Source organism: Paenibacillus cisolokensis, from assembly GCF_018403665.1.
Lineage (GTDB): Bacteria > Bacillota > Bacilli > Paenibacillales > Paenibacillaceae > Paenibacillus_AH > Paenibacillus_AH cisolokensis.
Map to the genome: position 1 here is coordinate 1 of NZ_BOVJ01000236.1, position 12,215 is coordinate 12,215.

Below are 12,215 nucleotides of genomic sequence, written 5' to 3' on the forward strand. Positions count from 1 at the left end.
CCGGTAAGCAAAATTAGACTCCGTTTCCGGTATTTTACCGGCCATCATTCGCGAATTCGCGTAAAACCGAAAAAAAAAGACCACCGGACGTGGTCTTCCCTTTAGGCGCTGATCACTTTTCTTCCCTTCTTGCGGCGAGCAGCCAGCACTTTACGGCCGTTCTTCGTGCTCATCCGCTTGCGGAAGCCGTGCACCTTCTTGCGTTTGCTTACGTTCGGTTTGAACGTCGGTTTCATATTTTGTTAGCACCTCCACTCGGCAGATCCAGTCCTGCTTAACCTGACCCTGGCGCAAACGGCTTCGCCGTCTTCGTCTCAGGCGGATAAGCATCGTTTTCGCGTTCGAAATATAAGCCAAGCATAACCCGAATCGTATACTTCCCTTATATTTCTCATAAAAAGTCTTTTACCATTTAACCACGTCCGGCCTCAAATGTCAATGCGCCGGCCGAACGGGCAGACGGATCGAACCGGCGATTGTGGATAACATTCGCGACGGCCGTCAGACGCCGTCGAATTAGCAACATGTGAATAACATTTTCACGCAAGCGGCGGTTTTTGTCGAATTTTTAACAGGCTGTAAACAATATCTAGTGGTTGTCTATAACTGTTATACACAACCTATTGAAATTGTGGATAAAATCCGCTTCTTCGTTGAAATAAAGGGCTGATTTTGCTATGATGAATTTGTTTTAGTTGTGGATGACTCCCGAATGAACTCCGCATTATCAACAGTCTGTGGATAACATTGTGAACAATTTATCCCCTTCTTGACCGATTGCGATCAATCGTTACTTCATATTGTGGATGATATCCTGAAACAGTCCGTCCATTCGACAGTTTTTTCGCATTTCCCGCCGAATTTCGGCAGAATAAATAAGGAGTGACAGTCTGTGGACAGTCATGCCAACGAAATATGGCACCAAGTATTGTCAATGATTCAGACGAAACTGAGCAAGCCGAGCTTCGATACGTGGTTCAAGGCGACGAAAGCTTATTTTGTCGACGACTCCAAAATTGTCGTTACGGCGCCCACCGCATTTGCCGTAGAATGGCTCGAAGGTCGCTACACGAAGCTGGTGCGCAACACGCTCTACGAATGCTTGAACCGACAGATCGACGTCAAGTTCGAGATCGAAGAGGAGGCCAAATATCCCGAGCCTGCCGCACCGTCCCAACCATCCGCGCCGGCTCCCGCCGTCCAGGAAGAGACTTTTACGCATGCGCTGAATCCAAAATATACATTCGACACTTTTGTCATCGGCGTGAACAACCGTTTCGCCCACGCTGCCGCGCTCGCCGTAGCGGAAGCGCCGGCCAAATCGTACAATCCGCTGTTTTTGTACGGCGGCGTCGGACTGGGCAAGACGCACCTGATGCATGCGATCGGCCATTATATTTTGGATCATAATCCGAGCACCAAAGTGCTGTACATCTCGTCGGAGAAATTTACCAACGAATTCATTAACGCGATTCGCGACAACCGCGGCGAAAGTTTCCGGACGAAATACCGCAACATCGACGTGCTGCTTATTGACGATATCCAGTTTCTCGCCGGCAAAGAATCGACGCAGGAGGAGTTTTTCCATACGTTCAACGCGCTGCACGAGGAGCGCAAGCAGATCGTCATCTCCAGCGACCGGCCGCCGAAGGAAATTCCGACGCTGGAAGAGCGGCTGAGATCCCGGTTCGAGTGGGGCTTGATGACGGATATCCAGCCTCCGGATTTGGAGACGCGGATCGCCATTTTGCGCAAGAAGGCCAAAGCGGAAAATCTCGATATCCCGAATGAGGCGATGGCTTATATCGCCAGTCAGATCGACACGAACATTCGCGAGCTGGAAGGCGCGCTGATCCGCGTCGTCGCCTACTCGTCCCTCATTAATGAAGACATTACGGCGCATCTGGCGGCGGAAGCGCTCAAAGATATTATCCCGTCAGGCCGGCCGAAAATGATTACGATTCAGGATATTCAGCAGAAAGTCGGCGAATTTTACGGTTTGCGGCTCGAAGATTTCAAAGCGAGAAAACGGACGAAAGCCGTCGCTTTTCCCCGTCAGGTCGCCATGTATCTGTCGCGGGAGCTGACCGACTTCTCGCTGCCGAAAATTGGCGAAGCGTTCGGCGGACGCGATCATACGACCGTCATTCACGCTCATGAAAAATATCCCAGCTGATCAAGCAGGACCAGGAATTATTCAAAATCGTGCAAAATCTGATCGAAAAGGTCAAACAACATACGTGAACAACCGGACAAGCCTATGCACACGCTATGCACATGTGGATAGGCTTGTTTCGTCGCCATTTTCTACACATATCCACATATTCAGCGGCTCTACTACGTCTACTACGAAAAAATGTTATAATATACATCATCCCATATTATCGGCACAACTGCCGTCACGGCGCGGCGAACCTATAAGTCCCGTAATCGTTTAGGAGTGAATTCATTGAAGCTGACTATTGCAAAGAACGAATTGAACGAAGCGATCCAGCAAGTGGCGAAAGCCGCTTCCTCGCGTCCCGCAATTCCGATACTCGGCGGCATAAAATTCGACGTAGCGCATCATGGCGTTACGCTGACGGCAAGCGACACCGATATTTCGATTCAAAGCTACATTCCGTCGGAACAAGGCGACCGTATCGTCGCCAGCGTAGACAGGCCCGGCAGCGTCGTGCTCGCCGCCAAATTTTTGCCGAAATCGTCAAGAAACTTCCGGCCGATGATGTCGAAATCGAGGTGGGCGAACGGTATCAAACCTCGATCCGCTCCGGTTCGACCGACATTCAGATGGTCGGGCTCGATCCGGAAGAGTTCCCCGTGCTGCCTGTGCTTAACGAGAACGAGATTATCCGGATTCCGGGCGACCTGCTGAAAACGATGGTGCGCGAAACGATTTTTTCCGCTTCGACAAGCGAACAGACGCCGATTTTGACCGGTATTCTCTGGAATTTGCAGGGAAGCGAACTGAAGTTCGTCGCGACAGACCGCCACCGTCTGTCCACGCGTACGGCGACTGTCGAAGCGAATCCCGATTACCGCTTCTCGAATGTTGTCATTTCTGCGCGAACGATGGCCGAGCTGTCGCGTCTTGTCCCCGACTCGGACGAACCGGTGGAAATCGTCGTTGCGGACAATCAGGTGCTGTTCAAAACCGGCAACCTGCTGTTTTATTCCCGCGTTCTGGACGGGACATATCCCGACACTTCCAAGATTATTCCGCAAGTGTACAAAACAGAACTCGTTTTAAACACAAAATCGCTGACCGACGCGATCGACCGGGCTTATCTGATGTCGAGGGAGGAGAAGACGAATATCGTCCGGCTCGTTACGCTCGACAACGGCATGATCGAAATTTCTTCCAGTTCTTCGGATCTTGGCAAAGTGACGGAACAGATCGACGTCGCCAGTCTGAACGGAGAGCCTCTCCGCATCGCGTTCAACTCCAAATATATGCTCGATGCGCTCAAAGTTATCGACAGCGAGCGGCTGTTTATCGGCTTTACGGGACCGATGAGCCCGATCATCATTCGACCGACCGACGCTCCCTACAGCCTGCACCTAATACTGCCGTACCGCACGACAGGTTGACGGATGAGAGATTCGCGGCGAAAGGAGCTTGTCAACGGATGAAAGCTGTTTACATTCATACGGAATACATTACGCTCGGACAGTTTCTGAAACTGTCCGAGTGCATCGATACGGGAGGCCAGGCCAAGCCTTTCCTGCAGGAGCGCAGCGTTGCCATCAACGGAGAGCCCGACAACCGAAGGGGGCGCAAGCTGTACCCCGGAGATCGAGTGGACGTCGAAGGATTCGGCGCATTTGAGATTATACGGCGCTGATCGCCGGTCCGAAACGGCGTTTCGCGAAACGATTAACGACCGGGAGGCTATAACGCGTGTTTTTGAAACAGATCACGTTGCAGCATTACCGCAACTACGATTCGCTGGAGCTGGATACCGACCGCAAAGTCAATTTATTCGTCGGTCCGAACGCCCAGGGCAAGACCAATCTGCTGGAAGCGATCTTCGCGCTGGCGCTCACCAAATCCCATCGCACGTCCAAGGACCGCGAGCTGATCGGCTGGCAGGCAGAGAGCGCCCGGATATCGGGAACGGTCGAAAAACGGTATGGCTCGGTAACACTTGATCTTACCTTTTCCCCGCAAGGCAAGAAAGCGAAAATCAACGGACTGGAACAGCGCAAATTGAGCGACTTCGTCGGAACGCTCAACGTCGTCATGTTCGCTCCGGAAGATTTGGAAATAGTGAAAGGTACACCGGGCGTGCGCCGGCGTTTTCTCGATATGGAAATCGGCCAGGTGCAGCCCGGTTATTTGCATACACTGCAGCAATATGGCAAGGCGCTCGTCCAGCGCAACAATTACCTGAAGACGGCCGGCGGGGGGCGAATCTGCAGGAGGCGCTGCTCGACGTATGGAACGCGCAGTTGGCTGAATACGGTGTTAAAATTATGAAAAAAGGAAACACTTTATTCATAAACTGCAAATATGGGCGGAGCAGATCCATGCGGGGATTACCGCCGGCGGCGAAAAGCTTGATGTGCAATACCGCCCGTCCTTCGAGATCGATCTCGAACAAGATGAAGCTGTTTTATTCGATCAATTTATGATAAAGTTATCACAGGTAAAGGATCAGGAAATCCGCCGGGGCATGACGCTGATCGGCCCCCACCGCGACGACATGTCCTTCTCGATCAACGGGAAGGAAGCGCAAGTCTACGGCTCGCAGGGCCAGCAGCGTACGACCGCGCTTTCGCTAAAGCTGGCGGAGATCGAGCTGATTCGCGAGGAAATCGGGGAATATCCGCTGCTGCTGTTGGACGATGTTCTTTCGGAGCTTGACCGCAACCGGCAGACGCAACTAATCGAAACATTTCAAAGCAAAGTGCAGACGTTCATTACAACGACCGGACTCGAAAGCGTCGATGTCGGCAAACTTCAGGATGCCGGCATCTATCAGGTGCAGAATGGCAAAGTGACGCATTAAAGCGATAAATATACCGGGGGCATACGGAGCAAGTAAGGAGGATGAGGCTGTGTATATCCATCTGGGCGGCGAAAAATCATTCGTGCTGCGGAGCTTGTAGCTATTTTCGATATCTCGATTGAGCAATCCTCCAAGCTTTCCAAGCAATTCGTGGCGGGAGCCCGCAAGCGCAAGGACGTTGAAACGATCGGAGAAGAGGAACCGAAATCTATCGTGGTGACCAAACAGAAAATTTACTATTCGCCGATTTCGTCCTCCACGCTGAAGAAGCGCGCACATCATTTTGCGGCATTTTGATGATTTCCGTCGCCTCAGCAATCAGGATGAGCAGTCGAGAGGAGCAGTGAACGGGCAATGACATTGAATCAAAATACGTATGACGAAAGTCAGATACAGGTGCTCGAAGGGCTGGAAGCGGTTCGCAAGCGCCCGGGCATGTACATCGGATCGACGAGCGGCAAAGGACTTCATCATCTCGTATGGGAAGTCGTCGACAACAGTATTGACGAGGCGCTGGCCGGCTATTGCACGAAAATCGAAGTCATCATTCACGAAGATAACAGCGTCACCGTCATCGACAATGGCCGCGGGATTCCGGTCGGCGAACATCCGAAACTGAAAAAGTCGACGCTCGAAGTGGTGATGACCGTTCTCCATGCCGGAGGAAAGTTCGGCGGAGACGGGTACAAAGTGTCGGGCGGCCTTCACGGCGTCGGCGTATCCGTCGTGAACGCGCTCTCCGAGCAGGTTATCGTACAAGTCAAGCGCGACGGCAAAATTTATCAGCAGGAATACCGTCGCGGCGTCCCGCAATACGATTTGAAAGTGGTCGGAGAGACCGACGAGACGGGAACCCAGACGCGCTTCAAACCCGATCCCGAAATTTTTACGGAAACGACCGTATTCGAATACGAGGTGCTGCAGTCCCGGATCCGGGAGCTTGCGTTCCTCAACAAGGGCATTACGATCTCGCTGCTGGACGAGCGGACCGGCGCCTCCAACACGTACCATTATGAAGGCGGGATTATCGAGTTTGTCGAATATTTGAACCGCAACAAAGAGCCGCTGCATGAAAAACCGATTTATGTCGAAGGGATGAAAGACCATATTCAGGTCGAGGTCGCCCTTCAATACAACGACAGCTACAGCGAAAATATTTATTCGTTCGCGAACAACATCAATACGCATGAGGGCGGTACGCACGAATCCGGATTCAAGAGCGCGTTGACCCGGATTATTAACGACTACGCCCGCAAAACGAACACGATCAAGGACGGCGGCACGAATCTGTCCGGCGACGACGTGCGCGAAGGACTGACGGCGATCATCTCCGTTAAAATTCCCGAGCCGCAGTTTGAAGGACAGACGAAAACGAAGCTTGGCAACAGCGAAGTGCGGGGCATCGTGGAGTCGCTATTCGCCGAGAAATTCCAGGAATTTCTGGATGAGAACCCCTCCGTTTCGCGAAAAATTGTGGAGAAGGGGCTGCAGGCGGCGCGGGCGCGCGAAGCGGCGCGGAAGGCGCGTGAGCTGACGCGGCGCAAGAGCGCGCTCGAAGTCAGTTCGCTTCCGGGCAAGCTGGCCGACTGCTCGTCCAAGGATGCGTCCATCAGCGAGCTGTACATCGTCGAAGGCGATTCCGCGGGAGGATCGGCCAAGCAGGGGCGGGACCGCCACTTCCAGGCCATCTTGCCGCTCAGGGGCAAAATTTTGAACGTCGAGAAAGCCCGCCTTGACCGGATACTCAGCAACGCCGAAATACGGGCTATTATTACAGCGCTCGGCACCGGCATCGGCGACGACTTTGATCTTTCGAAGGCGCGTTACCATAAAGTCATTATTATGACGGACGCGGACGTCGACGGCGCCCATATCCGGACGCTGCTGCTTACGTTTTTCTACCGGTACATGCGCAAAATTATCGAGGCCGGCTATATCTATATTGCGCAGCCGCCGCTCTTCAAGATCGAGCGGAACAAGACGGTGCGTTACGCCCAGACCGAGCAGGAGCGGGATCAGATTATCAAAGAATTCGGCGAAGGCGCCAAAGTGAACGTGCAGCGTTATAAAGGTCTCGGGGAGATGAACGCGAGCCAGCTGTGGGAGACGACGATGGACCCCGAGAGCCGGACGATGCTGCAGGTGACGATTGACGACGCCATGGAAGCGGATGCCATATTCGATACGCTGATGGGCGACAACGTCGAGCCTCGCCGCGATTTCATTCAGCAGTATGCGAAATTCGTTAAAAATCTCGATATTTGACATCGACTATCAAACGCCAAAAGCCGTCCGGTTCCATCGGACGGCTTTTCGGAATCATCGGCTTGCCGCCCGGCCGTTTCGTTTGAATCGGCCGTAGGAAACAGCATACCGGTAAATTTTCCGGAATACGCGTTTGTCGTTCAGTTTGCGAAACAGAAACGGGTCCGGCAAGGTGTTGATCTCCAATATCCAGGGGAACAAATCTTTGTCGACCGCCACATCGACGCCGATTTCCTTAAGCCGCGGATAGCGGGTTTCGAGCTGGCGGGCGGCCAAGGCTCCGAGCGACGCCAAGCGTGCCGTGAACGACTGCTGCTTGGCGGAAGGCAGATGCTGCGTCATCAGTCTGGAAAGCGACATCGGCGTGGCCCCGTTGTGATAGTTTGTAACGATTTTGCGGGGGTCGCCCAGCCTGCCGATCATGCCTGTCGTTTCCCATACTCCATGCGGATTTTTTGCACCATAACCCGTACGTCGAATCTTCGCTTGCGGTGGGTAAGCAAATGAATGCCGCGCTGAACCAGGTATGGCCGCTTTCCCGTTCGCTGCTGAAGCTGTTCATACAGTTTATCGAACGTTGCCGCATGGTGCGTCGAAGTGCCGATTCGAAACTGGTAGCCGACCTGCGGCGGATGGAGACGCTCGACGCGGAATACGCCTTTGCCGAACGAGCCGTTATCCGGTTTCACATACACCATGCCATATTGATCCAGCATGTCCTGGAGCGATTTGCGTCCGAACCACCGGGTATCGGGGACATGCTTTTTCAATTCTGCGGACTGCAGCAGCGCGCCGGTTTTTTCCATTTGCTGCGAACGCGTTGTATGCGCAAATAAAGGTCACCCGCCTTTTTTCTGATGAACTGCGTCCTCCTAATAAGAGACAGGGATTCGTTTCAATGCTATAATAATATTTATTGCTATATTATGACGACGGATGGGTAAAGTGCGGGGGGCCGTCACCCATTTTGCCGCAGATTCCGTATATTTTTAACGACGGCGTCAAAAGGCGGCGACGTTTATTCGCGGCCAAGATGTGAGAGACTGAAATATAACCGTTTTTATTTTCAGATAACTGTAACGACGAATCGATTGCCGGTAATGTCCGGACTGATAGAAATCAGGAGGTAGACAATGGCGGAAGAACAACGTTCGAAGGTGCGGGAACGCGATATCGGAACGGAGATGCGGGATTCTTTCATGGATTATGCGATGAGCATTATCGTCAGCCGCGCGCTCCCGGATGTACGAGATGGACTGAAGCCGGTTCACCGTCGTATTTTGTATGCGATGTCGGAACTTGGCATGTCTCCGGACAAGCCGCACAAAAAATCCGCCAGAATCGTAGGCGAAGTTATCGGCAAATACCATCCGCACGGGGATTCTGCGGTTTACGATACGATGGTTCGCATGGCGCAAGACTTCTCCATGCGCTATATGCTTGTCGACGGACACGGCAACTTCGGTTCGATTGACGGCGATATGGCGGCGGCGATGCGGTATACCGAAGCCCGGTTGTCCAAAATCGCCATGGAAATGCTGCGCGACATCAATAAGGACACGATCGACTTCGTGCCGAACTACGACGGCGAAGAGCAGGAACCGGCCGTGCTGCCCGCGCGGTATCCGAATCTGCTCGTCAACGGCGTCGGCGGCATTGCGGTAGGGATGGCGACTAACATTCCGCCGCATAATCTGGTCGAGGTTATTGACGGCGTGCAGGCTCTTATTCGCGATCCGGATCTGACTTCGCTCGATTTGATGGAATATATCAAAGGGCCGGATTTCCCGACCGCGGGTTTCATTCTCGGCCGTGCCGGCATCAGGCAGGCTTACCAGACCGGACGGGGATCGATCACGATGCGTGCGCGCGCCACGATCGAGGAAAGCGGCGGCAAGGCGCGCATTATCGTGCACGAGCTGCCGTATCAGGTCATTAAAGCGCGGCTCGTCGAAAAATCGCCGAGCTCGTCAGGGAGAAGAAAATCGACGGCATTACCGATTTGCGGGACGAATCCGATCGCAACGGCATGCGGATTGTGATCGAGCTTAGACGGGACGTCAATCCGAACGTCATCCTGAACAATTTGTACAAGCATACGCAGATGCAATCCACTTTCGGGATCAATATGCTGGCCCTGGTCAACCGCGAGCCCAAAGTGCTAAATCTGCGCGATATGCTGTACTATTATTTGCAGCATCAGATCGAAGTTATACGCAGGCGAACGGAATACGACCTGAAAAGGCCGAGCGCGCGCCCATATTCTGGAAGGTTTGCGCATTGCGCTGGACAATCTGGATGAAGTGATCGCGCTGATTCGCGGCTCCCGGACGACGGACATCGCCCGTGAAGGATTGATAACCCGGTTCTCGCTCAGCTACGAGCAGGCGCAAGCCATTCTGGAGATGCGGCTGCAGCGGCTGACGGGCCTGGAACGCGAAAACATCGAAGCGGAATATGCCGAGCTTCTCGTTAAAATCGCGGAATATAAGGCCATCCTGGCGGACGAACAGCTTGTGCTGCAAATTATTAGCGACGAGCTCGAGGAGATCAAGCGGAAGTTCGGAGACGAGCGCCGCACCGAAATTACGGCGAGCGACACCGAAATTCTCGACGAAGATCTGATCCCGCAAGAGGATGTCATCATTACGATTACGCATACCGGCTATATCAAGCGCTTGCCGGTCACCACATACCGCAGCCAGAAGCGCGGCGGACGGGGCGTTATCGGCATGGAGACGAAGAGCGACGATTTTGTCGAGCATTTGTTCGTCTCCAATACGCATCAATACTTGCTGTTCTTTACGGACAAGGGCAAAGTGTACCGGCTTAAAGCCTACGAAATTCCGGATTTGAGCCGCACCGCCCGGGGAACGCCGATCATTAATTTGATTCAGATCGAACAGGGCGAGACGATAAATGCGGTAATCCCGGTCGAATCGTTCAATAGCGACCAATATTTGTTCTTCGCGACCCGGCAAGGGATTGTGAAGAAAACGCCGCTCGACGATTACGCGAACATCCGCAAAATCGGATTGATCGCTATCAATTTGCGGGAAGACGACGCGCTTATCGGCGTCAAGCTGACAGACGGCAACCGGGAGATCATTATGGGCACCAGTCAAGGAATGTCGATCCGTTTCCCGGAAAGCGACGTTCGTTCGATGGGGCGTTCGGCGACAGGCGTTAAAGGCATTCAACTGGAAGAGAACGATACGGTCATCGACATGGATGTCGTCGTGCCGGATCAGGACGTATTGATCGTGACGGCCAAAGGTTACGGCAAGCGGACGCCGATGAGCGAATACCGGATACAGAGCCGGGGCGGCAAAGGGATCAAGACGTTGAATGTGACGGAAAAGAACGGTCAGATCGTCAGCCTGAAAGTAGTGAATAACGATGAGGACCTGATGATTATGACAACCTCCGGCACGCTGATTCGGACAAGCATGGCGGGGATCTCCACGATGGGGAGAAATACGCAAGGGGTCAAGCTGATCCATATTCGCGATGAGGATGCGGTCGCCAGCGTGACGCGGGTGGCTCGCAACGAAGAGGACGCTCAGCAGGGAGGCGCCGAAGATCGGAATGAAAGTTCCGATTCGGACTCCGATCACGATGAAAACGATCGTTCGGATGACGGCGAAGCATAGGGGGATCGACAGTGATGATGGTACCGTTGGCGCACGTACAGGTTGGCGATATCCTGGCGAAGGACGTTGTAACTGCACAGGGCGGTACGCTTCTCCGGAAAGGCAAAGTCATCACTGCTCGCGAACTCGAAATTTTGCAAGCTTTTCTGATTAAGCACATCGAGCTTGAAAAAGAGGAAAGCAAAAGCGGAGAACCGAAAGGGGACGAAGCATCCGCTAACCGGTCTCACGGAGCAGAAGAACCGAAATCGGGCTTGCTGCGGGCTTATTCCGAATCGATAGCGGTGCTGAAGAAAGCTTTCGCCGACGCGGCCGGCGGCAGAGCGCTGCCGGTTTTCGACATTCGCAGTTCGCTAGAACAATTGCTCAGTTATAGCAGCGAATACAACATCCTGACCTTTATGCCGAAACGGAAGACGGACGAGGACAGTTTATTCCACAGCAGTGTCATGACCGCCATGACGGCTTATCTGCTGGCGCAATGGAACGGTTTTTCCCGCAAGGACTGGATGCAAATTGCGCTTGCCGGTTTGCTGCACGATATCGGGAATGCGAAGATCGACCGATCGCTTCTGCAAAAGTCGTCTTCGCTGACCGAAGCCGAGCGGGAAGAAATCAGACAGCATCCGGTGCTCGGGTATCAGCTGGTCAAAAACATCGCGTCTTTGAATGAAGGGGTCAAGCTGGCCGTGCTGCAGCATCACGAACGAATGGACGGCAGCGGCTATCCTCTTGGCGTCAATGGCTCCAAAATCCATCCTTATGCGCGCCTGGTCGCGATAGCGGACGTATTCCATGCGATGACGCTTCGCAAGACGTATCGGGATGCCCTGTCGCCTTATCTCGTTTTGGAGCAAATCCAGCAAGATGCTTTCGGCAAGCTTGATGCGTCGTATGTACGGACATTCATCGACAAGGTGACGAGTTTTCATGTTGGAACCGTCGTCCGTCTTAGCGACAACCGGATCGGCGAAATCGTATTTTCCGATTCCCAACAGCCGACAAGGCCGTGGGTGTCCGTCGCCGGTACGATTATCCGGTTGCCGACGGAACGGCATTTGCATATTCAAGAGGTCATTTCCTCATCCTAAGATCAAGAAACCGCCGGTTCGGGCCGGCGGCTTTTCTCTTCTTACCCCTTAACTAGAAGGGATTATTTTACAGTTATTTTTTTTATAAAAAACACTTGCAATCTAGCAGGGGGGCGTGATATATTATAAAAGTCGCCGCTGAAACGGCGGTGAAACGAAAGCAGCATTTGTTCTTTGAAAACTGAACAACGAGC

4 protein-coding genes and 6 pseudogenes are annotated in these 12,215 nt (G+C 53.1%); 8 read left to right on the plus strand and 2 right to left on the minus strand.

Annotated elements, in window-relative coordinates; translation table 11 throughout:
• Positions 1-101 precede the first annotated feature (101 nt).
• Positions 102-236 (minus strand): 50S ribosomal protein L34, encoded by a 135-nt coding sequence (gene rpmH, locus PACILC2_RS24980; RefSeq protein ID WP_062489725.1) that lies wholly within the window; start codon positions 234-236, stop codon positions 102-104.
• 656 nt (positions 237-892) lie between these two features.
• Between rpmH and dnaA the strand changes: the two are divergent.
• The 6 genes and pseudogenes from dnaA (at position 893) to gyrB (ending at position 7,277) form a co-directional block, all read left to right on the plus strand.
• Positions 893-2,244, plus strand: a pseudogene (dnaA, locus tag PACILC2_RS24985) (chromosomal replication initiator protein DnaA).
• A 205-nt stretch (positions 2,245-2,449) separates the two neighbouring features.
• Positions 2,450-3,591: pseudogene (dnaN, locus tag PACILC2_RS24990) on the plus strand (DNA polymerase III subunit beta).
• A gap of 38 nt (positions 3,592-3,629) precedes the next feature.
• Positions 3,630-3,845 carry a S4 domain-containing protein YaaA gene (yaaA, locus tag PACILC2_RS24995; RefSeq protein WP_213531636.1) on the plus strand — a complete coding sequence of 72 codons (216 nt, stop codon included), beginning with the start codon at positions 3,630-3,632 and terminating at the stop codon, positions 3,843-3,845.
• A gap of 56 nt (positions 3,846-3,901) precedes the next feature.
• Positions 3,902-5,012 (plus strand): annotated as a pseudogene (gene recF / locus PACILC2_RS25000) (DNA replication/repair protein RecF).
• Between the two features lie 49 nt (positions 5,013-5,061).
• Positions 5,062-5,309: pseudogene (gene remB, locus PACILC2_RS25005) on the plus strand (extracellular matrix regulator RemB).
• 57 nt (positions 5,310-5,366) lie between these two features.
• Positions 5,367-7,277 (plus strand): DNA topoisomerase (ATP-hydrolyzing) subunit B, encoded by a 1,911-nt coding sequence (gyrB, locus tag PACILC2_RS25010; RefSeq protein ID WP_213531638.1) that lies wholly within the window; start codon positions 5,367-5,369, stop codon positions 7,275-7,277.
• Between the two features lie 54 nt (positions 7,278-7,331).
• Here the strand turns inward: gyrB and PACILC2_RS29670 are convergent.
• Positions 7,332-8,083: pseudogene (locus tag PACILC2_RS29670) on the minus strand (YheC/YheD family protein).
• Between the two features lie 327 nt (positions 8,084-8,410).
• Here PACILC2_RS29670 and gyrA point away from each other — a divergent pair.
• A pseudogene (gene gyrA, locus PACILC2_RS25020) lies at positions 8,411-10,930 on the plus strand (DNA gyrase subunit A).
• 14 nt (positions 10,931-10,944) lie between these two features.
• Positions 10,945-12,021, plus strand: coding sequence for an HD-GYP domain-containing protein (locus PACILC2_RS25025; RefSeq protein ID WP_307860715.1), 1,077 nt, complete (start codon positions 10,945-10,947; stop codon positions 12,019-12,021).
• Positions 12,022-12,215: the final 194 nt, after the last annotated feature.

What these genes read in the sequence shown, in the direction of transcription:
- rpmH (WP_062489725.1), bottom strand. Translation starts at nt 236, where the DNA reads ATGAAACCGACGTTCAAACCGAACGTAAGCAAACGCAAGAAGGTGCAC.
- PACILC2_RS25025 (WP_307860715.1), top strand. Translation starts at nt 10,945, where the DNA reads ATGATGGTACCGTTGGCGCACGTACAGGTTGGCGATATCCTGGCGAAG.
- yaaA (WP_213531636.1), top strand. Translation starts at nt 3,630, where the DNA reads ATGAAAGCTGTTTACATTCATACGGAATACATTACGCTCGGACAGTTT.
- gyrB (WP_213531638.1), top strand. Translation starts at nt 5,367, where the DNA reads ATGACATTGAATCAAAATACGTATGACGAAAGTCAGATACAGGTGCTC.